Origin of the sequence: Salinibacter ruber DSM 13855, from assembly GCF_000013045.1 — a bacterium.
Lineage (GTDB): Bacteria > Bacteroidota > Rhodothermia > Rhodothermales > Salinibacteraceae > Salinibacter > Salinibacter ruber.
This window is the reverse complement of sequence record NC_007677.1, coordinates 3,351,247-3,373,509: the sequence shown is the minus strand read 5'-3', so window position 1 is coordinate 3,373,509 and position 22,263 is coordinate 3,351,247. Positions and strand designations below refer to the sequence as shown.

The 22,263-nt window shown below is 67.8% G+C and carries 17 protein-coding genes; 9 read left to right on the top strand and 8 right to left on the bottom strand.

The features are described from left to right. Positions 1-11: 11 nt before the first annotated feature. The 3 genes from SRU_RS14280 to SRU_RS14270 form a co-directional block, all read right to left on the bottom strand. The gene (locus tag SRU_RS14280; RefSeq protein ID WP_011405431.1) at positions 12-2,132 is read right to left on the bottom strand and encodes a TonB-dependent receptor plug domain-containing protein; all 2,121 of its coding nucleotides are present in this window, start codon (positions 2,130-2,132) and stop codon (positions 12-14) included. Positions 2,133-2,263: 131 nt separating this feature from the next. Further along, the gene (locus tag SRU_RS14275) at positions 2,264-3,001 is read right to left on the bottom strand and encodes a LytR/AlgR family response regulator transcription factor (protein ID WP_237701771.1); all 738 of its coding nucleotides are present in this window, start codon (positions 2,999-3,001) and stop codon (positions 2,264-2,266) included. Continuing rightward, positions 2,994-4,133 (bottom strand): sensor histidine kinase, encoded by a 1,140-nt coding sequence (locus tag SRU_RS14270; protein WP_011405429.1) that lies wholly within the window; start codon positions 4,131-4,133, stop codon positions 2,994-2,996. The genes SRU_RS14275 and SRU_RS14270 overlap by 8 nt, the downstream gene beginning before the upstream one ends. A 211-nt stretch (positions 4,134-4,344) precedes the next feature. Between SRU_RS14270 and SRU_RS14265 the strand changes: the two genes are divergently transcribed. From SRU_RS14265 to SRU_RS14240, 6 genes are all read left to right on the top strand, one after another. Next, on the top strand, positions 4,345-5,742 hold the full coding sequence (locus SRU_RS14265; RefSeq protein WP_237701770.1) for an alpha/beta hydrolase family protein: 1,398 nt from the start codon (positions 4,345-4,347) through the stop codon (positions 5,740-5,742). A gap of 120 nt (positions 5,743-5,862) precedes the next feature. Further along, entirely contained in the window at positions 5,863-6,297 is a 435-nt protein-coding gene (locus tag SRU_RS14260) for a DUF4019 domain-containing protein (RefSeq protein ID WP_162862981.1), read from the top strand. Between the two features lie 67 nt (positions 6,298-6,364). Further along, positions 6,365-6,802, top strand: a complete 438-nt coding sequence (locus SRU_RS14255) for a hypothetical protein (protein WP_221231426.1) — start codon at positions 6,365-6,367, stop codon at positions 6,800-6,802. A 370-nt stretch (positions 6,803-7,172) separates the two neighbouring features. Next, a complete protein-coding gene (locus SRU_RS14250) occupies positions 7,173-8,165 on the top strand; it encodes a serine hydrolase domain-containing protein (RefSeq protein ID WP_372586318.1) in 993 nt (330 codons plus the stop codon). 146 nt (positions 8,166-8,311) lie between these two features. After that, positions 8,312-11,113: an alpha/beta hydrolase family protein gene (locus tag SRU_RS14245; RefSeq protein WP_164923696.1), complete on the top strand. Its 2,802-nt coding sequence runs from the start codon at positions 8,312-8,314 to the stop codon at positions 11,111-11,113. Positions 11,114-11,142: 29 nt separating this feature from the next. Beyond that, positions 11,143-11,763, top strand: coding sequence for a hypothetical protein (locus SRU_RS14240; protein WP_118831535.1), 621 nt, complete (start codon positions 11,143-11,145; stop codon positions 11,761-11,763). 331 nt (positions 11,764-12,094) lie between these two features. Here SRU_RS14240 and SRU_RS14235 read toward each other — a convergent pair whose 3' ends face one another. Beyond that, entirely contained in the window at positions 12,095-12,934 is an 840-nt protein-coding gene (locus SRU_RS14235; RefSeq protein ID WP_112904984.1) for a hypothetical protein, read from the bottom strand. 471 nt (positions 12,935-13,405) lie between these two features. Here SRU_RS14235 and SRU_RS14230 point away from each other — a divergent pair, with 471 nt between their 5' ends. The 3 genes from SRU_RS14230 to SRU_RS14220 all read left to right on the top strand — a co-directional run bounded on the left by SRU_RS14230 (position 13,406) and on the right by SRU_RS14220 (position 16,069). Further along, positions 13,406-14,848: an MATE family efflux transporter gene (locus tag SRU_RS14230; protein WP_162713411.1), complete on the top strand. Its 1,443-nt coding sequence runs from the start codon at positions 13,406-13,408 to the stop codon at positions 14,846-14,848. Between the two features lie 102 nt (positions 14,849-14,950). Further along, positions 14,951-15,271, top strand: a complete 321-nt coding sequence (locus SRU_RS14225; RefSeq protein ID WP_011405420.1) for an antibiotic biosynthesis monooxygenase — start codon at positions 14,951-14,953, stop codon at positions 15,269-15,271. Positions 15,272-15,298: 27 nt separating this feature from the next. Further along, a complete protein-coding gene (locus tag SRU_RS14220; RefSeq protein WP_011405419.1) occupies positions 15,299-16,069 on the top strand; it encodes a M14 family metallopeptidase in 771 nt (256 codons plus the stop codon). Between the two features lie 48 nt (positions 16,070-16,117). Here the strand turns inward: SRU_RS14220 and SRU_RS14215 are convergent, their stop codons facing one another. The 4 genes from SRU_RS14215 to SRU_RS14200 all read right to left on the bottom strand — a co-directional run bounded on the left by SRU_RS14215 (position 16,118) and on the right by SRU_RS14200 (position 22,232). Beyond that, positions 16,118-17,551 carry a capsule assembly Wzi family protein gene (locus SRU_RS14215; protein ID WP_164923694.1) on the bottom strand — a complete coding sequence of 478 codons (1,434 nt, stop codon included), beginning with the start codon at positions 17,549-17,551 and terminating at the stop codon, positions 16,118-16,120. Between the two features lie 455 nt (positions 17,552-18,006). Then, positions 18,007-21,207 carry a cadherin-like domain-containing protein gene (locus SRU_RS14210; RefSeq protein WP_164923693.1) on the bottom strand — a complete coding sequence of 1,067 codons (3,201 nt, stop codon included), beginning with the start codon at positions 21,205-21,207 and terminating at the stop codon, positions 18,007-18,009. 341 nt (positions 21,208-21,548) lie between these two features. Then, complete coding sequence (locus tag SRU_RS14205) at positions 21,549-21,860, bottom strand: hypothetical protein (RefSeq protein ID WP_011405416.1); 312 nt, start codon at positions 21,858-21,860, stop codon at positions 21,549-21,551. Between the two features lie 135 nt (positions 21,861-21,995). Beyond that, on the bottom strand, positions 21,996-22,232 hold the full coding sequence (locus SRU_RS14200) for a hypothetical protein (protein WP_103015683.1): 237 nt from the start codon (positions 22,230-22,232) through the stop codon (positions 21,996-21,998). Positions 22,233-22,263 lie beyond the last annotated feature (31 nt).

Here is a 22,263-nt window from a genome sequence, read left to right as displayed (position 1 = left end):
CGTGTGTGGGATCAGAATTGGGCCTGGAGTTCGGCGAACCAGGTGCGCCCCGGAATCGAAGGGACGCGTCGTGGATTTGTGTAGTCGAAGAGGTTCTCGCCGCCCAGCCGCAGGGTGTAGTCGTCGAGTAGCGTCTTGGAGACCGTGACGTCCCAGCGCGTGCGGGCCTCCACGTATTCGCGGTCGACGTCGACGATGCCGTTGCCGTTGCGGTCGGCGTAGCCGGCGCGGCCCCGGAGCGTCCCCTGCACGTTGGCGGTGAGTCCAAACGGCAGGGCCATGTGCCGGAGCTGCACGGTGCCGGTGTGGGCCGGTCGTCCGGGCAGGCCGGCGTAGTCGTCGGGGGAGACCTGCACGTCCCGTCCGTTTTCCCGCCGGTAGACATCGCCGGCCTCCAGCTCGTCGAGCACCTGCCGGTCCTTCGCCTCCTGGTAGTCGTAGCCGAGCTGCACGCGAAGGGCAGAGGTCGGGCGAAGGGTAAGCCGGGCCTCCACGCCCCGGGTGTAAATCTCATTGCGGTTGACGTAGGTGAACACGCTCTGCCCGTTGGTCTTGCGCGCCACCGCCTCGGCGTCGATCAGGTTGTCGACCTCGTTGTGGTAGGCATCGAGGCGGAGTGTGGCGTCTCCCCAGAGCGACGCGGTGAAGCCGGCGTTGAACGCCCACGAGGTTTCGGGGGCCAGGGGCTCGCCCAGCGTGCTCGGGTCGCGGAAGAAGGTGTCGATCTGGCCCTGCTCCTCGAACTGCTGGAGGCCGCGCTGCGCCTCCGTGGTGCCGAAGACGCTGTATCCGGCCTGCGGGTTGGTAAAGTTGAGGTAGAGCTGTCGGAAGGCCGGGGCCTTGTAGCCACTGCCGACGGACGCGTGGAACGACACGCGGTCGAACGGCGCGTAGCGGACGGCCATCTTGGGGCTCAGGCGGGAGGCGTAGTCGCTGTTGCCGTCGAGCCGGAGGCTGCCCGTCACGTCGAGGGACGCCAGCGGACTCCACTCGTCCTGCACGAAGCCAAAGCCCCCGCGCCGGGTCCCGGTCTTGCGGTCGGCGTCGATGGTCTCGACGGTCGTGCCCGCCCCCACGGTCAGCAGGTGATTGTTGCCGAGGGCCCCGCGGAGCACCGCCTCGGCCTCCCCGTGGTACTGGTCGAGTACCGATTCGCTGCGGATCGTGCCATTATCGACGCGGCGGAGCGACTGGTCGGTGTGGTAGCCCGCGCAGTAGAGCGTGCCGGTGAGCCGCCATCCGGCGCCCAGTTGCTGCTCGACCTCGGCGGACGCGTTCCAGTCGTGCCGGTCGTTTTGCTGCGCGTGGCGGACATCGCCCGTCGTCCCGTCCGCACTGATGCCGACGTCGTAGTTCTGCGACTGCGTGGCGAGGCGGCCGCGCAGAGAAAATGTGGTGCTCGGGCCGGCTTCATACTGCCCCCGGGCCTGGGCCGTGTAGTCGACGTAGCCGGGGCGGGTGGGGGCGAGGGCCGCAGGGGAGAGGTCGTAGCCGCCCGTTCGGTACCGGTCGACGAACACCGATCCCTGCCACGGCCCGCTCGTCCCCTCCAGCCGGGCACTCAGGTCGACAGTCCCGTGCGTCCCGTACCGGGTGCGCACCTCGCCCCCCAGGTCCCCGGCCGGGGCGCCGGTGATGAAGTTGACGACCCCCGCCAAGGCCTCACTGCCGTACAGCGAGGAGGTCGGACCCCGCACCACCTCCACACGCTCGATGTTGGCCGTGGTGAGCCGGCCGAGGTCGAGCGTGCCGGCGGTGCGCCCGACGATGGGCTCTCCATCCAGCAGGATCAACGTGTACTCGGGACCGAGCCCCCGCATCTGGAGGCCCGAGCCGTGGTCGTTGTTGATGGAGAGGCCGGGCTGGTCGGCCAGCAGGTCCGTGGCCCGGGCGGCGCCCTGCGCCTCGATTTCCTGCTGCCCGATGACCGACACCGGCACGCCCACGTCGTCGGCCGACCGCTCGGCGCGGGTGGCGGTGACCACGACCTGCTCCATGTCGAGCTGCCAGAGCGAATCGGCGCGGGCCGTCGTGTCGGCGACCGGTCGCGCCGGGGCCGGCTGGGCCTGCGGGGGGGCGTTGAGAAGGGGCAGAAGGCCGATGAGAAGGAGCAAAAGGGCGCAGGGACGCATCGTGATTCCGTCGATAGGCCTTATTTAGACTAGTTCTAAACTAGCGTCGCAATCCAACGGTATCGGTCGTGGGGCGCACTTGCAAGGCCGCGTCCGGCCTCTGGGCGTGAAGATCGCGTGGACGTGTGGCGCTAGGCGAGTCGGTCGCGGAGCGCACGGGCCCGTCGTCGGCTCATCGAGAGCGGGTCGTCCCGGCCCTCAACGTGGACGCTGTAGGTCCGGCCGTCTTCCTGCTCTACGGTGGCCACGCGCTCGACGTTGACGATCGTGGAGCGGTGGATCCGGGCGAAATGAGCATCGGGCAGTCGGTCGGTCCACGTCGAGAGCGTCGTGGAGGTGAGGGCCGTGGTGCCGTCCGCAACGTGGAGCTCGGTGTAGTTGCCGGCCGCCTCAATACAGATGATCTCGCGGACCCGGATGAAGCGGGGGCGGCGCCCGTCCTCGTAGAAGAAGAGGTCATCGTACGCGAGGCCTTCCGGATCCGTGTCTTCGTCCTCGGGCAGGGCGGTCTCGGCCTGCCGGGTGCGCCGGAGGGCCTCCGCGAGGCGGTCCGGGTCGACGGGCTTGAGGAGGTAGTCGAGCGCATTCACCTCGAAGGCCCGAACTGCGTACTCGTCGTGGGCGGTGATAAATACCACCTGCACGGGGGCCTCGACGCGGTCGAGCAGGTCGAAGCCCGTTTCGCCCCGCATCTGTACGTCCAGCAGCACCACGTCCGGCGCCTCGGTGCGGATCTGCTCGGCGGCCGCATCGATGCTCGCGGCCTCGCCCGCCACCGCGACGCCCGCCACGCCGTTGAGGGCACTGCGGATGGAGCGGCGCGCCAGCCGCTCGTCGTCGACGATCAGAATCTGGAGGGGATCAGGCATGAGGGTTGAGGGCATCCGTGTCGAGCTCGATGCGGACGCGGACCCAGCCGTCGTCCTCGGTAACGGCCAGCCGGTGCCGGTCCGGGTGCTGCGTGGCCAGCCGGCGCCGGACGTTGTCGAGGCCGGTGCCGGTGCCGTCCGCGTCGGGTGGGGCGCGCCAGTGTCCCGTGTTGGCCACCTCCACCACGAGGACATCCTCCGTAAGCGTTCCGGTCACGCGAACGTGCAGGGGCGTGGGGCTTGTGTAGGGGCCGTGCTGAATTGCGTTCTCCACGAGGGGAAGCACCAGAAACGAGGGCACGACCTGCCGGCCCGCCGCGCCGTCCAGGCTCACATCGACCCGCAGGTCGTCTTCGAAGCGAATCTTCTCGACGGCGAGGTAGTGTTCGGCGGCCTCCACTTCGTCGCGGAGGGGGACGTTCAGGGCCTCCTCGTCGAGCAGGGTGTAGCGGAGAAAGCCCGAGAGCTCGTGTACGGCCGTCTTCACGCGCTGCGGGTTCTCGTCGGCCAGGGCCCCGATGGTGTTCAGGGCGTTGAAGAAGAAGTGGGGATTGAGCTGGTAGCGGAGCATGCGCAACCGGGCGCGCTGCGCCTCGGCGTCGGCCCGGAGGCGCCGCTGTTCCTGGGTCTGCCGGGCGTACCACTGGGCGATGCTCAGGTACGCACCGCTCCAGACCAGCAGGAGGATGGGAAAGGCCGGCGCGCTGGAGAGAATGGAGCCTTCGCCGGGCCGAAATGCGCCGAGGCTGGTGACGGGGGCGATGAACGGGTTGAACCACTCGACGCCCCACACCTTCACCTGGTACCACGCCAGTCCGAGGGCGATGCTGGTGCCGAGGGCGATGAGGGCCTGTCCCACGGGCCGCCGCCGAGACAATCGAACGGCCCGGTAGAGTCCTCCCAGCAGGGCGCTGAGCAGGAGGCCGCTTCCCGTCGCGATGAAGGTCTGTTTCCAGAGCAGATCCACGAAGGGCTGGTACGGGCGCAGGGTGAGGTAGTAGGCGACGCCGTATATGCCCCACCATCCCAACTGCAGGCCGACGAGGACGGCAGGCCGGAGGGGCGGAGAGACGGACTGGGGGTTTTGTCCCTCCTCATCGGAATGCGAGACGGTAGACTCCGGAGCAACCACGGCGTGGACGGATCACCTTGAAGGGGCGGTGCAGGCTCAAAAACTACACAACACGAGAAAGAAATCGGAACCCAAGACCGCCCCGCTCCCCAGCTCATTGGTAAACGGGCGCTTTCGTTGGTGAATGGGACATCCTTTCGGAGGGACGGTCGTTATTCTATCGTGTTGTCCTGGCGTACTACGTGGTCCTCAACCCGTTTGCAATCAACCCATGGCCTCCTGGACTCGGCTTTTGGTGCTGCTCGGTGTCGGGCTCGCGGTCGTCGGCCTCACGACGGTCTCCGCGCAGGAGGGCGTGGTCGGATCGTGGACGGGCACGCTCGACGCCGGGACCGCCGAGTTGCGGATTGTCTTCCATATCGAGCGGGGCAGCGACGGGCGCACCGCCACGATGGACAGCCCCGACCAAGGGGCAACCGGCATTCCGGTGTCCGACGTCACCGTGGTGGGCGACAGCGTGACGCTCGCGGTCGATCGCATCGCCGGCGCGTACGAAGGCGTGCTGGTCGAGGACAGTGCCAAGATCAAAGGCACATGGACGCAGGCCGGGCAGTCGTTTCCGCTGACGCTTACCCCGGCGGACGAGGCAGACACGGCCCCGCCGCCCCGCCCGCAGCATCCGGAACCGCCGTCCCCGTACGCCGCGGACAGCGTGACTGTCCGGAACGAGTCGGCGGGCCTCACGCTGGACGGCACCCTCACACGCCCCGACGGCGACGGGCCGCACCCGGCGGTGGTGCTGGTCTCCGGCTCCGGGCCGCAGGACCGCAATTCGGAGGTCGCCAACCACAGGCTGTTCCACGTCCTGGCCGACCACCTGACCCGCCAGGGCATCGCCGTGCTCCGCTACGACGAGCGCGGCGTGGGGGCGTCCGAGGGCACCTTTGAGGGCGCCACCTCCGAGGACTTTGCCGGGGACGCGGCCGCGGCCGTCCGCTTCCTGAAGGGGCGGCCCGGCATTGATTCGGAAGCGGTGGGCCTGCTCGGCATGAGCGAGGGCGGCCTCGTGGCCCCGATGGTCCACACTCGGTTCGAGCCGGTCGATTTCCTCGTGCTGATGGCCGGGCCGAGCGTGCCGGGGCATGAGATTCTGGTGGAACAGGGGGCAAGAATGGCGTCTGCTCAGGGCGCTTCACCGTCGGCCGTCGACACGATCCGTTCCATGCAGCAACAGATTATGAGGGCAGTCCGCACCGCGTCCGACTCGGCCGAGGTGGCCAACCAGGTGCGGTCGATGCTCAAAAAACAGGGGCTTCCCGACGCACAGGCCGAGTCGCAGATTGAGCAGATGACGAGTCCCTGGTTCCGGTTCTTCGTGCGCTACGACCCGGCGCCGACGCTGCGGCAGGTGGACGTGCCCGTCCTGGCGCTCTACGGCAGCAAAGACCTCCAGGTGCCGCCCGAGCAGAACGCGCCCCCGATGCGCGCGGCCCTCCGCTCCAGCCCGAGCGACGACGTGACGGTGCGCGTGCTGGACGGCCTCAACCACCTCTTCCAGCCCGCCGAGACCGGCCTCCCGACCGAGTACGCCCAGATTGAGACCACGATGGCCCCGCGGGCCCTGGAGGCAGTCGCGGCGTGGATCCGGGCGCGAACTGCGGTGAACTGACCGCTGACGACGGTCGGCCGTCCGTTGTCAGCGGTCTTCCTAAGGCATTCGGGTTCCGTCCCGACGCGGACCATTCTGTACTCCGAGATGCGCTATTTCCCGACTCATTCTCTCAATCCCATGCGATCATCGCTCTTCATCGGCGGACTTCTCGCTCTTTTTCTCATCGCTCCCCGTTCCCTTCCGGCCCAGTCCAACGAGCAGGCCGTAGAGGCCGCCAAGGAGGCCGCGCAGGAGTGGTTCGTGCTCCTCGACGCCGACAAGTACGAGGCGACCTGGGAGGAGGCGGCGACGCTTCTCAAGTCGAAAGTGACCGCGGAGCAGTGGGCCGCCCAGGTTCGACGGGCGCATGCGGCGCTGGACAGCCTGCGCGCCCGCTCGCTCGTGGCGGCCCGCTACACCACGAACATGCCCCGCGCACCAGAGGGGGAGTACGTCACGGCACAGTACAGGGCGACGTACGGGGAGAAGGACGCCGTCGAGACGGTGTCCTTGAAAAAAGACGACGGGACGTGGCGGGTGGCCGGGTACTACGTCAAGCCGGGGGGGCAGTAGCAGGGAGTCGGGCATCGACCGAGAAGAAAAAAGCGTTGTGCGTGCCCGAATAGCGTCCACCGACCCGATGCGATACAAACACACGCAAGTTGGCTACGTGACGGGCGGCCTTACGCTCGCTGCTCTGCCTCTCCTCTACTACGCCTTCATGGTGGAGGACGGAGAACTCGGGCTGCTCGCCTACACGATGCTCGGTGGGTTCGGCGTCCTAGCCGTCCTCTTCTCCAGCTTGACGGTGACGGTGACCGACCAAGAGTTGGTGTTCTACTTCGGGCCCGGCTTCTGGACACGGCGTTTTGCGCTCAACGACATCGTCAGCGCGGAGGTCGTCCGGAATTCGGCGCTTCACGGCTGGGGCATTCGCTACACGCGGCACGGCTGGCTCTACAACGTGTCCGGCCTGCGGGCTGTGCAGTTGAACATTCGCGGGGAAGGGCAGATCCGCATCGGGACCGACGAGCCCGAGGCCCTGAAGCAGGCATTAGACGAAGTGACCGCCCGGTAGCAATGCCCCCGTACGCCCGCTTCTTAAGAACCCCTGTCAAAACGGATGGTGCTTTGCAAAGGCTCTTGACTCCGTCGCTCCAAACTTGAATTTACTTCGTCAGCCCCCAAGGGCATGACCCTTCGGCCCTCGCTTCGCTCTTGTGGAGCCTCTCCGGGCGAATAGGGGGCTTTACTGGTCGTCCGATGGACTCTGTCTGAGTCAAGCACAGAGCGACGATAGAGCAGTTATGCCAAAGATTCTGAACATGGGTCGTGCGGTGGTGTGCGGTCTGTGCGCGACCGTACTGGGACTGGCCCTCGTGGCGACGAGCCCCCAGGTTGCATGCGGGCAGCCGGCCCTGGCCGTCGACTCGATCGGGCAGGCCCTCATGGAGAATCATCCCGGGGGCGCGGTGATCGGGCTGCTGCGCGGGGACACGACGGCCGTCCACGCGTTCGGGGCTGTCGACTCCACCGGGCGTCGCCCGACGGCCCGGACGGTGTTCGAGATTGGCTCCGTCACCAAGACGTTCACCGGACTGCTCCTGGCCGACGCCATTGAGCGGGGCGAGGTGGGGCGGTCGACGTCGGTGACGACGCTTTTGCCGGACTCGGTGACGGTGGGCACGACCGATTCGACGACCATGACGCTGGGGCACCTCGCCACGCACCGGTCGGGGCTGCCTCGGCTGCCGTCGAACCTGGGGGCGACGGCCCGTCCGGGAGACCCATACGCTGCGTACGGCGACAGCGCGCTCTACGCCTTCCTCGACGATTACACCCTGTCGCGGGCGCCAGGCGCAAAATACGAATACTCGAACCTCGGAATGGGACTGCTGGGACAGCTCCTCGCCCGCCGGGCCGACACGACCTACGCCGCGCTCGTCCGCCGGCGCATCACGGGGCCGCTCGGCCTGCCCGACACTCGGGTTCACCTTTCGCCGGAGCGGGCCGACCGCTTCGCACAGGGCCATGATCGGATGGGACGCCCCACCCCGCCTTGGCATTTCGAGGCGCTCGCCGGGGCCGGGGCCCTGCGGTCTACCGCCGCCGACCTGCTCACGTATCTCCGAGCGCACCGGCACGCTCTCGAAGCGGCCTCGGGCACGACCCTGGCGCTGCAGCAGGCGATGCGGCGAGCCCTCCGCCCCCGCGCCCCAACAGGAAGGGACAGCACCCGCGTCGGCCTCGGCTGGCACCAGTCGACCCGCGACGGGCACGCCGTGCTCTGGCACAACGGCGGCACGGGGGGCTTCCGGAGCGTCGTGGCACTCGACCGCGAGACCGGAGACGGCGTCGTGGTGCTCGTGAGTGCCGCCCTCTCGTCCCGGACGGTGCTCAAGACAGGAAGGGCCCTTCTTCGCGCACTGCGATCCGATTGAGCAGGGTGCCCATTGGCGCCACGCTCCTCTGTAACAACGGGGGCCGCACGCCCGTCCTCCGACCATAGGTGCCGGGAACAGTCTCGCCGGCCCCCTCGCTTCAATCGACGACTGCTCGCATCTGCCCATCGATCCGCCGCCCGACGATGTCCCGTTTTGGCGCCCTGCGTCTTCCCCTCGCCGTCTGTCTCGCCGTGCTGCTCACGATCGCCTCCGGGCCGGCTCGGGCCCAGCCGGCCGACGCCCCGCTCGATGAAGCCGACTACGGGCAGTGGGAGCGCCTGGGCGGCGCCACCCTCTCGCCCGAGGGCACCTGGATGGCGACCCCCATCCGCCGCGTGAACGGCAACCACGAGCTGCGCATCCACCACACCCGGCGCGACACCACGCGCACCGTCGCCTTTGGGCGCAGCCCGGCCTTCTCGGCCGACGGGCAGTGGCTCGCGTATTCGATCGGCATGTCGGAGGAGAGGCGCAAGAAGCGCCGCAAGCAGGAAAAGCCCGTCCGGCGCAGGCTGGGCCTGCTGAACCTGGCGACCGGCGACACGACCGTCGTGCCCGCGGTGTCGGGCTTTGCCTTCAGCGACGGGGGGCGCTACCTTGCCATGCGCCGCTACCCGCCGCAGGAGGCGCCGGACGACCTGCGTGGGGCCGACCTGCTGGTCCGCGACCTGGAGGCCGAAACCTACACCAGCTTCGGCAACGTGGCCGACATGGCGTGGCAGCACGAGGCCCCGCACCTCGCCCTCACCATCGACGGCCGGACCGAGACCGGAAACGGCGTGCGCCTCTACGACGCGGCCACCGGACGACTCCAGACCCTCGCCTCCACGCCGGGCGACTACACCGGCCTCTCCTGGCGTCCGGCCGAGGACGACCTCGCCGCGCTGCGGGCCCGCGATTCCGACGACTGGCAGCACGAGACCCACGTGGTGCTCGCGTGGACCGGCGTGAACGACGGCGCGCCCGAGCGCCGTCAGTTTGACCCGGCGACCGCAGGCGCCTTTCCCGACTCGCTCCGCATCGTGGACCACCGCACGCCGGCGTGGGCCACCGAGCGCGAGCGCCTCTTCTTTGGCGTCCAGAAGCGGGAGGCCGTCGCGCCGGACACGGCCCAGGCCGACTCCGCGGCCGCCGACTCGCTGGAGGACTACGGCCCCGCCGGCGTGAAGGTGTGGCACACGAGCGATGTCGAGATCATCCCGCGCCAGGAGGTGCAGGCCGAGCAGGACCGAGAGGACAACTATCTCACTGCCTGGCACCTCGGCCGCAGCGGCGAGGCCCACTGGACGCGCCTCGGCACCGAATTGACCGAAGACGTGCAGGTGCTCCACGGCGGCGCCCGGGCCGTAGGCCTCGACCAGACGCCCTACCGCGAGGAGCGCATGTTCGGCCCCGTCTACCACGACCTCTACGCGATCGACGTGGCGACGGGCGAGCGCGAACAGGTGGCCGAGAAGGTGCAGTTCTTTGAGGGCCCGAGCGCGAACGGCCGCTACCTGCTCTGGCTCAAGAACGATCAGTATCACGCCTACGATCTCCAGCAGGAGACCACCAATACGATCACTGCGGATGTGCCCGTCCCCGTCGTGGACGTGGACGACGACCACACCGTGGAGCAGAAGCCGCCCTTCGGCATCGCCGGGTGGACGGCGGGCGACCGGTCGGTGCTCGTCTACAGCGAGTACGACGTGTGGCGGATCGCGCCGGATGGCTCGTCCACGGAGCGCCTCACCACGGGCCGGGCCGACTCGGTGCGGCACCGCTACGTCGACCTGACGGACGAGGCGCCGGGTGAGGCGGATGTCATCCCGCGCAACGAGCCAATTTACTGGGACCTCTACGACGAATGGACGGAGGAGCACGGCTACGCCCGGGCGTCCGCCCTCACCGACACGCCGGAGCGCATGGTGTGGAAGCCGAAGATGATGACCGGCCTCACGAAGGCCGACTCCGCTGATGTCTACGCCTACCGCGTCGAGGACTTCGAGGACTCGCCCGACTATTTCCGGGCCGGCCCGCAGCTCGCCGACGCCCGGCAGGTGACCAGCACGAACCCGTTCCAGGACGACTACGCCTGGGGCCGCTCCGATCTCGTCGCCTTCCGAAACGCGAACGGCAAGAAGCTGCAGGGCGCGCTGTTCTACCCGGCGGACTACGATCCGGACAAGACGTACCCGATGATCACCTACATCTACGAGACCCGCTCGCCACAGGCCCGCAGCTACGTGGTGCCCACCCGCGAGCACCCGTACAACACCACCACGTTCACGCAGGAGGGCTACATCGTCTTCCAGCCCGACATCACGTACCGCCCGCGCGACCCGGGCAACTCGGCGGTCGACGCCATCGTGCCGGGCGTGCAGGCTGCCGCCGAAGCGGCCGCCGTGGACACCTCGCGGATCGGGCTGGTGGGGCACTCCTGGGGCGGCTACCAGACCACGTTCACCGCCACGCAGACGGATCTCTTCGCGACGGCAGTGGCGGGGGCCCCGCTCACCAACATGGTCTCGATGTACAACTCCATCTACTGGCGGAGCGGCGGCACCGACGCCCGCATCTTTGAGATCAGCCAGGGACGGATGGGCGTGCCGCCGTGGGAGGACATGGACGCCTACGTGGCAAACTCGCCCCTTCACCACATCGAATCGCTCAACACGCCGTTCCTCATGGCCTTCGGCACCGACGACGGCGCCGTGGAGTTCAACCAGGGCGTGGAGTTCTACAACGCCGCCCGCCGGGCGGACAAGGAGCTCGCCTTCCTCGTCTACGACGGCGAGAATCACGGCATCAGCCGCAAGGAGAAAAACACGGTCGACTACCGGAACCGGGTCCTGGAATGGTTTGACCACTACTTGAAGGGCGACGAGGGCCCGGCGTGGATTCAAGACGGCGTGCCGTTTCTCGAGCAGGTGGAGCGGCAGGAGGAAGCCGCGGTGTCTCGATAACTGTTCGGCGCAAGCACGGGCTCGTCGCCATGATCGAGGAAAACGTCGAAGAATCATTCTCCGACTGGATCTCCAGCCCACAGATGCTGGTGGGCCTGTCGGCCATTCTGCTGAGCCTGTGCGGCCTGTTCGTCTCCATTTACGAGGCATCGCTGATGCGTCAGCAGCAGCGGGCCTCGGCGTGGCCGCACGTGGAGGTGGGGCCCAGCTTCTCGGGCCGTAGCGTGGAACTCGTCGTCCGGAATACCGGCGTCGGCCCGGCGCGCATTCGGGCGGCGAACGTGACGCATCGGGACGGCGTGCGGTCGGACTGGGACACCGTGCTCCGAAGTGTGACCGCGGCCGATGTCAACCCCGATACCATCGGGTACTCCTTCTCGCTCATTAGCGGGCAAGTGCTACCGCCCCAGTCCGATCGGGAAGACCTCTTTGCCCTGGAGGCCGACGACGACACGGAGCTCCGACCTGTCCGACAGATCCAGAGAGCAGTTCGGGCGGGAGAGCTGAACGTCACCGTCTGCTACTGCTCGGTCTACGACCAGTGCTGGCGTACGACCATGCAAGACGGACTGCGCGTGATGCGGGGCGGCGATCCGGCACGCCATCAGTCCGTCGAAAGCTGCGAGGGTGTCGCGCAGAGCGGCATCTGAGAGCGTGAGCCGGCGAGGGGGGCGTTCTCGCTCTCGTGCTCGGCCCCGGCCTTCCGGCCCGGTGCGGGGCGCGTCCCGTACCGGGCAGACGCAAGATTGGCTGCGTGACGGGTGGGAAGCCGTTCTGCGCACCACGGCGGTCTCTTCGAGGGGTCGAAACGGGGCGTGGGGCGTCGGTTCTGGAAGAACGGCCCGCCCGGTCAACGTGTCGAGGGTCCCCGAGAAGACCGCTGAGCGAGCCCGCAGGGACAAAAAGCAATGCCTGACCGGGATGGGCATTGTCCCCATCCGGCCAGGCCGCTTGGCTCGGTTCTCTGGTGGGGGCCCGAGCCTAATCAAATTCAATTTCGGAGACGCCGTCCTCGAACTCGTACTCGGCCTCGAACTCTACCGGCTCCTCACGCGCATCGTAGTCGGACTGGGAGAGGTCCACGGGGGTGCCGTCCGTGCGTGTGAACCACTGCCCTGGATCGAGCCGCACGATGAGCTCGCGGGAGAACCCATCGCCGGTCACCTCCAGGGGCGTTTGCAACTCCCGCTCGACCTCAATTTCGGCTGCGAAGTACGCCGTGAAGGCGGTCGGCGTGCCGTCGGCGGGCGCAAAGGTGCCGACGACGACCATGCTCGCGTCCTCGGGCCAGTTCGAGAATCCCTCGTCCTCCCGAATCTCCGACAACAGGGCTTGGGCATTCCCTTCATCGTCGTCGAGGTCGTCGACCTCGAACTCGAACTCGTTGTAGGTTCCTTCGGGCACGTCTCCGGCCGCCACGGGCGAGATTTCGGATCCCTGTAGCGGGAGGTCCAGAAAGCTGGGGCGCTCGACTTCGACTTCGCGCTCGATTTCCACTTCCGTGCTGTCGTTTCCGTCATCGTCGCCGTCCTGGTCCTCCCCGTCCTGCTCCAGCTTCACCTTGTCGACGATCAGGCGGATGTCGTGGATATTCAGAGTGTCGCCATTTGCTCCGGAAAGCACCAGGGAGTCGGACGCGGCCTTGGCGAGCGCGTTGGTCGACGACGTGGAGGTCGAAGAGGATGTCGAAAAGCCCACCTGTACCTCCCCGCCCCCGCTGGTAGACGGGCCGGTGGAGTCGCAGCCGGTGACGGCAACGACCAGGGCGACGGCGAGGGCCAGCGGAGCGAGTCGGGAGCGTAGGAGTGCGGATCGTGTCATGGCGTGTGATCGACTTGGTGAGAATATTTCGGCGCGCGGTCGAGCTCGTTCGGTACAAAGCCGTTCGCCCGTTTGGGAAGCCTGTGGGCCTTCATCGCGTCGAGTGTGTCTGCCCTCTACGAAATACAAAGCGCATACCGGGCCCCGCTGCGCCGCAGTAGTTCACAGTATGGGCACAATATGCCCGTCCACTGGCGAGGGACGAAGGGGGGGGAGCGAAGAAGGAGGGCACGACGACGCCCCAGTTTGCCATGGGGTGTAGCACGCCTGTCTCACCGGTGTCTCAGGGCGGATCGTGTTGACACACCAGAGCGCCGTCATGACGTCCGCGCCGGCACCCCCGAGAGGGACGATTGCGAACGGGAAGTTCTCCCGAAACGGGCACGTCTCCCCGTCGGCGTGACGAACGGCAGTTCCGGCCCCGCGTTGGATGGAGTGATCAATCAAGCGTTTTCTCTGTCCGCCACCTCCGTGTTTTCTGCTGCCCTGTACCGTGAATTTCGCGCCACCCTCCGCCTGGCGGGGCCCGTCGTGGCGGCCCAGCTGGCGCACATCTCGATGAGCTTCGTGGACACGGTGATGGTGGGTCGCTTGGGGCCGGAGGCGCTGGCGGGCGTGGCACTCGGGCACACGGTCTTTTTCTTCTTCGCAATCATGGGCATGGGGATGGTCCGGGCCGTGGGGCCGATGGTGTCGCAGGCAGTGGGTGCGGAGGCCCCGGCGGCCGCGGGACGGAGCGTGCGGCAGGGGCTCTGGCTGGCCGGGGGGCTGGGCGCGGTCGTTCTCTTGATTCTGAGCACCATTGAGCCGGTGCTGCGGTGGACGGGGCAGGAGCCGGCGACGATTGACGGCGCCACGGCGTACCTCGACGCCATCCGGTGGGGCATCCTTCCGTTTCTCGGGTTCGCTGCGCTACGGAGCTTCGTGGAGGGCTTGTCGCGCCCCCTGCCCGTGACGATCATCGCGTTCGTCGGCGTGGGGGTGAACATCGCGGCCAACGAGGTGCTCATGTTCGGGTACTGGGGCCTGCCGGCGCTCGGGCTGGCGGGAACGGGATGGGCGAGCACCATCGTCTTCTCGGTCCTGTTCGGCCTGCTGGCCCTGTTCGTGCACCGCACGGCGCCGTTCGCGGACTACGAGGTGTTCACGCGCCTCCGGGAGCCGGACGCGGCGTATCTGCGTGAGCTCGTGTGGGTGGGGGCGCCGATGGGGGCGTCGCGGGGCGTGGAGTCGAGCCTCTTCATGGTCACGACGGTAATGATGGGCACGCTGGGGACGACGGCGCTCGCGGCCCACCAGGTGGCCCTGCAGTGTGCGGCGTTCGCGTTCATGGTGCCGCTCGGCATCGGGATGGCGGGCACGGTGCGGGTGGGGCAGGCGGCCGGGGCGCAGGACGAGGCGGGGGCGCGTCGGGCCGGCGGAATGGCGATGGGGCTCGCGACCCTGTTCATGGCGGGTACGGCCACGCTCTTCTGGACCCTGCCGCGGCCCATCGTGGGGCTGTACCTGGACCTCTCCGATCCCGGCAACACCGAGGTGATCGCGCTGGCGGTGCAGCTGCTGGGGGTGGCGGCGGTCTTTCAGCTGTTCGACGGCCTGCAGGTGGCGGCCCACGGGGCCCTCCAGGGCCTCAAGGACACGCGGGTGCCGATGGGCATTGCGGTCGGGACGTACTGGGGCATCGGGCTGGTGACGGGCTACCTGTGGGGGGTGCGCGGCGGGGGCGGCCCCGAGGCCCTCTGGTGGGGGCTGGTAACGGGGCTCGCCGCGGCGTCCGTCCTCCTGCTCGCGCGCTTCCACCGCCAGGTGGGGCGGGCCGTTAGAAAAGAGGCTGTGCCGACCGATGCGAACGGGGCGGCGCCCCCGGCGTCGGCGGTCGAGGTGCCGGCGGATGGGGAGACGCGGTCGGGATAACGCCTCGTCGCGTCGTCGTGGGGGCGGAGGGCTTCCTGCGTGCGACGAACGGCTGACTGAAGGTGAGCGTCACTCCTGCTCCTCACACAACCCCACATTCTCATGATTGCTCGCGTGTGGCGGGGGTGGACGGCCCGGGACGACGCGGACCGCTACGAGCGGCTGCTCCGGACCGAGATTCTGCCCGATATTGCAGCCCAGAGCGGTGAGGGCTTTCGCGGGGCGGCGGTGTATCGACGGCCGGACGGGGACGACGTGGCATTCATGACGGTCCTGCGCTTCGCCTCGATGGACGCGGTTCGGCATTTCGTGGGAACGGATCCGCAGAAGGCCCACGTGCCGCCCGCTGCTCGCGCGCTGCTCCGCCGATTCGAGGACGAGGCGGTCCACTACGACGTGGTCGTCGACAATCGCGAACAATGAGCCCTACACTCACCTGTCTAGACTGCAATGCACGTTGAAACCCTCGGCGACGGCCGACCGGAGTATACCATCCTGGCCTGTGTCCATGGCGACGAGACCTGTGGGTGGCACGCCCTCAATCGCCTCAAGGCGGGCGACGTGACGCTGCAGGCCCCGGTCAAGTTCGTCCTTGCCAACGAGCGCGCGTTCAAGCTCGGCTACCGGTTCTGCGATACGGATTTGAACCGGGCCATGCCGGGCGACGCGTCGAGCGATCAGCACGAGGTGCGCCTCGCGGCCCGCCTCCGACGCGAGCTGGAGGGCACCACCGTCATCGACTTCCACTCTACCGAGTCGCGGGGCTGCCCGTACGCCATTGCGACGGGGGGAGACGCGGCCTCCCGCCGACTCGCTCGGTCAACCGGTCTCGACCGCCTCGTCGACATGAGCTACGTCGGCGGGGGGGTGACGGAGCACGTGACGGGCATAGCGATCGAGTGCGGGTACTACGACGACGAGGGCGCGGCGTCCAGTGCGCATCGCATCCTGCTGCACTTCCTGGCCGCCGAGGGACTCATCGACCGTCCCTACGTCCGCTCCACCCCAACGGTGTACGAGGTGTTCGGGGACGCGTCGGGGCGGGGCTTCGAGTTTGTCGCCGAGAACTTTCGGCGCGTGGAGGCGGGGGAGGTCTTCGCGACGAAGAACGGGAGCGTGCGGCGGGCGGACGAGGCTTTCTATCCGGTGCTCATGTCGACGTACGGGTACGAGGAGCGCATCGGATTCATGGCCCAACGGGCCGCCCCCGTCGCGGAATGACGCTTCGCCGTGCTCGCTCTGTCCGTCCGCGAGCAGGGGCGGGCCGGATTAAGGAGACCGCCAGGTGAGGCCAAATGAGGCCCCGATCCGCTCGTCGTAGAAGGCGCCCGCATCGATGGCCACGGCGGTGCGGAGCCGGAGGTTGTGCCGGGGGAGGAGCGGCCCGCGCACCTCGACCCGGAACGAATACTGATCGGTCCGTTCTCGGCGCTGGTCGACGCGCGACTTGCAGGCAGGCCCCCCACAGACCCCCTGGGCCCCGTAGTTGCGGCTGTAGGTCCCCAGAAGTCGGTAGGAGACGTCTGCCCCGAGGCTGCCCTCAATTCCCACGTGATGGGCCAGAACGATGCTGTTGCCGATGCCCGGCAGGTTGTCCTGAAGGCCGGGGGTACGGGCGGCGGGGGTAATGAGCGGCGTTCCCAACGTCCGGCCCTGGTAGGTCCACCCGTCGCGGTAAAAGCCGTGGTGGTAGTAGGTCGCATCGCCCCGCGCCGGCGCCTGTACGAACTTGGCGTACTGGCGCGTCATGCGGAGGTGCTCCCACAGCACGGCAGTCACGAGGGCAGACGCGTCCGGGCGGCGAAGGCGTACGCCCCAGAGGCCGTCCTGGGCACTGCGAAATCGGAAGCTGTGGATGTCCTCGTGGTAGAATTCCCGGTACACCCGGCCGTGGAGGCCGCCGAGGTCCAGGTCGAGGCTCAGGTCGTAGGCGGCGAGGTGGTTGGCGTTGGCGCGCACGTCGAGAACGTCCTGTTCGCCCAACACGGTGCTCAGCCAGTTGCGGACCGACACCGGCTCTTCGCCCCGACGGGGGTGCGTGCCGCCCCACTGGGCGTGGTGCACGAGTCCGATGTGGATCTGAAGGGGAGCGTCTGGAGAGAAGGCGCGGAGATACAACGACTTTTCGTGGAGGAGCGCATTGCGGACGAACCGCTCGCGTCCGAACCATCCGTGGGCCAGGTGGCCCTTCAGGGCCACGTGGGCACCGGTGCCCGGAACTGGCACGTAGCCGTCGGACGAGAGGGTGACCTTGGGGACCGGAGGGGCGTTTTTGCTCCAGGTGACGCTCCCGAGCGACAAACTCGGGGCCACGCGCCCAATCATCTGCTTCCGGCGGCCCACGGTGAGTTGGACGGCCCCGTACCGAAGCCGGCCGTACAGCTCGGACGCATGTGCCGTCGACGCCTCGGAGGCCCGCCCCACGAACTCGGCCCCGAATGCGTAGGTGAACCCACGGTGCTGAAAGGGGCGGCGGACGGCAAGCCTGAGCCCCACGTTGGCGGAGGCGGGGTCGATCACCCCATACCGGTTGGCGGAGAGCCAGAAGGGGAGGGAGGCGCCCGATCCTCCCGCCGCAAAGACCGTCGCGGAGTACCCCACGGCGTCGCCGCTGGGCTGGGCCCCGCTCTGCGGTATGGCGACGCCCCACGCGAGGACGAGCAGACCGACCCAGCGCACGACCGTCCAGTCCGTCGGGAGCATGGGAACGACGGAAGCATGGTGGAGCAGTCGTCGAGACTACGTGCGGCCCCCACACGTCATGGGCTCCTCGCGACTCGCATCCACCTCCTCATTCGGTGGGCGGTTGGGGGGAGGCGATCCGGTAGCACCGACGTGAGGAGGCACCCGCTGCACGGCTGTGCCGACAGGGCTACGAGGTTTGTGCCGGGGCCTCGTCCGAGAGGCGCCGGAAGTAGACCGAGAACGTCGCCACCGAGGCGGCTAGAAACAGCGTGCTGATCAGTCCCATCGCAGTGCAGGGCCGTGTGGGAAGGGCTGAGTGCGTAGGGTCTAATCTTGGCACGCTTCATGACGCTTCCGTCACGGATTCGGAGTGACTGGGGTGGACATCTGGATCAGTTTGGGCCTTCAAAATACTCCCGTAGAGCAGATCATCTCCGGCGGGCCCCCAATCGACGCCCGTGGAAATCGGTGCGCTACCGGACGACCGTGAGTTTTCGGGTCCGGGTGGTGCCGCCCGCCCGCATCCGCACGAAGTACATGCCCGGAGCGAGGTCCGACGTCGAGAGTCGCGTCCGGTGGCGCCCCGCCTCGAACTGGCCGCGGACGGGTGCCTTCACCGACCGTCCCAGGAGGTCATACACCGTAATCTGCACCGCCGTGGCGTCGGAGAGGCCGAAGTGAAGCGTCGCGTGCTGTCGGGAGGGGTTGGGGAAGGGAGGGCGAAGGGTGATCTGTTTGGGGGCGTTAAACTGGATGCCCGTCCTGTTGGCAGTGTGGGCGGTGCCGGTCGTGTCTACGTGCTGGAGGCGATAGCTCAGCGAGTCGATTGCGTACGGCGGGTTCTCGTCGGTGAACTGGTAGGATTGGGGCCCGCTCGTGGTGCTTTTGGAGAGGTTGCTCTCGACGAACCCGATTCGTTTCCACTGGGCCCCAGCGGACCTGCGCTGGACGTGGAAGCCGGTATTGTTGATCTCGGAGGTTGTGTTCCAGGACAGGCGGACGCCCGACTCGGTGGGCTCGGCCGAAAAATCGACGACCTCCGCGGAGCCCGCCTTGGGGGTAAGACGGAGGGCAAACCGGGCGTCGTTGGGGGCATCGATGGAGCCGGCCCCCTCGGCGAGCTTGAACGTGTAGGGCGCCTCACGCAGGTCCACGACGGCACCGGTCTCGCGGTCGACCAGCTCCACGGTCCACGTACGGGGGACGAGGGCGCGCTTCGACTCGGGCCACCGCACGGTGGCCGTGCCCGTCGTCCCGACCGACCGGGCCGAGAGCGGGTAGGAGCGGGTCTTGTTCTGCCCCGGCGGAGGCTCGCTGGCGAGGGTTCGGCGGACCAGTGTGCCGTTGCGCTGAAGGGGGCTGGTCAACGTGGCGTAGGCGTTCCCGGTCGGGGGCGGGAGCTGGGTGGCTTCGTACGTGTCCCAGCCCGTGTCGGCGTCCCCGCGGAAAAGCAGGGTGACGTCGTTTCGGGCAAGCGTGTCGGACGCGCTCGCCACGACGAGGGACAGGTCCAGCCGGACCGGTTCGTCCTGGGAGGCCGAGAGCAGCGCGGGCCTGCTCCCGATGAGGTCGCCCGGGGCGGACTGTCGGCCGTCCGCGCCGAAGGTAAGGCGGGTCTGGCCGCGGCCCTCCCGGGCACGCTCCACGAAAAAGCCCTGCCAGGCCGGAATGGTGTCGTCGGGCCCGCCCTGTGTGATCAGGGTCCACTGCCCCCCGCCCGAAGGGTCCCAGACCTGCACCGTGTTCTGGAAGCCGCGCCCGGAGAGGTCGCCCCCGGCCAGGGCGCCGAGGTCGAAGGCCACGTCGTACGGGTTTCCGAGCAGGTGGAGGGACCGGCTGGCGTCGAGCCCGTCGACCGTTACGTCCGCGGTCTGGTCTTCGTTGAGGTCGGGAATTTCCAGGGTCAGCCCGTCGGCGGAAATCGGGTCCACCTTGTCGTCGAAGAAGTAGAGGATAAAGCCCTCTCCACGCGGCAGTGCCGCCGAAGAGTCCGTAGCCGGCGTCCACTCCGTGCCGTCCCAGGTGTACAGCAGGGGCTCCGAGTTGACACCGAACGCGAGGTCGTCCTCAAAGGCGCGTCGGGTCGTGTTCGAGGGCGGGGCGAGCAGGCGCCAGCCCGTGTCGTTCCCCGTCCCGTCCGTCCCTCGAATGGTGGTCCGGTGGGTGGACGGGTCGACGGCAATCCGAAATGTGGCTTCGGGGCCACGTGACCCGGCTTCATCCCCTACGGCGAACGAGAACTGGTCATTGTCGGTGTCGGACGCGGTATGGTCGTACTGGACGGCCCCCTCTCTCAGGTCCGTTTGGGTGAAGGAGGCAGCGGGGCTGCCGCCCACCAGGAGCTCCCCCCGGGTCGGGGCCTGGGTGACCACGTACGTGAGTGTCGTGGGCGCGTCGTCCGGGTCGGAGGCACTGAGGTTGCCGGTCGTGAGGGTCGCGGATCCGCCCGGCGACAGGGCGAGGCCGGAGTTCGTCTCAAGAACGGGCGGCTCGTTTACGTCGTCGACCCGAAGCGAAAACTCTTCGCTATCGTTGGGCCTGGGGGCGACGGCCGGGTCGTTCACCGCGACGGTGACGGAGTAGCGGCGCGTGGCCTCGGCGTCGGCCGACTCGGTGAGCACGAGCCCATTCGCGTCGGTGAGGGCGAATGAGCCTGCGTCGGGCCCGCTGAGGGAGCGCTCGTTCGTGCCGAGGCCATCGTCGGCGACCGAAACGGTGGCGACCCGGGTGGGGGGGCTGTTGTTTTCCGCGATTGAGGCGTTGGGCGGATCGAGGGAGACAGTCGGGGGGGCGTTCGCGGACGTCACCACGATCGGGAACGTCGCTTCCGAGGTGCGTTTCCCGACTGCGTCTTCGACGAAAAGCGACAGGCTGTCGTTAGTGGCGTTGGGGGCGGTGTGCTCGTACTCGACGAGTCCTCCGTCCAAGTCCGCCTGCGTGAAGGATGCGTTCGGGCTGCCGTCGACCACGAGTGTGCCCTGCGTCGGCCCGTCGGTAACCCTGTAGGTAAGAGCCGACGGGGCATCGTCCGGGTCGGAAGCGCTGAGATCGCTGGTCGTGAGGGGTGTGGACCCGCCTTCAAGAAGCGTTACTCCGGTGTTCGTGTCGAGGGTCGGGGCTTGATTCGGGGCGTACTCCAGGGTGACAATCGCGTCGGGCGCACCCGCGTCCACCGTGAGGGAGTCGCGCCCGGTCATGTCCTTGCCGTACGCGCCTCCGTCCGGGACATTCTGAATTGTGCCGGTGACGCCCTCGGGCAAATCCCAGGCAATGGTGAGGTCGGTCCCGCTTGCTGCCTGAAAGCGAATCTGGTGTTGCGTGGTCCCCTCGAATTGCGCACCGCCCGGCCGAATGTCCTTCAGAAGCCCCTCCCCGAACCCGGACACGGGGACGTTGTCGTCGACGAGGCGGACGTCAAAAACTTCGGAGGGGGGGACGGGGGGTTGCTCCTGCTCCCCAAGTGCCGGATCGATGCCGTTTGTGGCCTCCGGGGCGAGGCCAAGCGTTAAGGTGAAGACGTCCCCCTCCCCGTTGCGTACGGTAAGGGGGATGCGGGGATCGGCGTCCTGCGCGTGGGCGGCCCGAAGAGGAAGGCCGAGGCCGCCGAGCAGTACAAAGACGAGGGCCGCACGGATCGCCCGCCGGCCAGAAGTTAAGAGGGGAATGCCCATCATGGTACGGTGGGGCCCGACTGAGCGAAGTAGGGAACGCTCCGGACCGCTCTGGTCCCTTGTTTCCCAAAAGCATCATCGAAGGACGGTGCCCCCGGTGGGGGACGACCGAAAGAGAGGACGACCTGCGCGATGCCGCAAACGAACGTCAGTCGCCCTACCTCAACGAAGGGACAAGAATCTTGCCAGTGGAGAAGCACCCCACCACGGAAGAGACGCCTTCAGCGTCGTGAATCGTCCCGCAGCCCCTTGATGGCGCGTGCTGGGGAGCTTCAAGAGATGAATAGGCATGCTCGGGCTTCCCTGATGCGCGGACGGCAAGGGGCGGAAGCACGCACCGGGCTTTAGGCTTCTTCCCGTACGGGTACGGTTGGGGAATGGGTGACCTCTAGGGTGACGATTTCCCCGAAGTCGAGCGCGACGAGACACTCATCGTCGAGCGCGCCGTTCTGGTCCGCCGACTGATACGTGTACAGCTTCTTCTCGCTGATCGTGGACGGTTCATGCTGGTAGGTCGTGAAGTCCTGGGCCATCTGTCGGGCCGTAGATTCCGGTACGCCTTCGAGGTTGCGGTGGTGGAACGAGGGCGTGCTCGGGCGTGAGGCCCGAGTCGGGCTCTGAAACGTGATGTTTACAGTGGAGGCAGGTTCATTCATGACACCTGGAAGGTTTGCGAGGAGGAGGCCGCAGCACCGAGGAGGGGCGCCTCGCGTCCCGTCTTTCGTGGAGGGAGCCCCTGTGCGGGGACGAGGTCGTCGATCTTCGTGGATGGTTCTGGGAGCGGGGGCCGGTCAGTTTCGACCCACGGTGGGGGGCATCTCCGTTTCGTTGCTGAACGAGAACCAAATGAGCATCGCCTGGTCCGTCGGGCCGAAGGGACAATCGGCCTCGCGGTACTCCTCCCATCCGCGGCGGTAGGCATATCGACCGGCCCGGCGCAGATCGGGAGGAAGGTCTTCGTCGAGCGACTCCTCGGGGTCGGAGTCGGCGACGGATCCGAACGGAAGGAAGGAGTTGTTGAGGAACATTCTGATCGGTCCAATAGGCGAAAGATGGCGT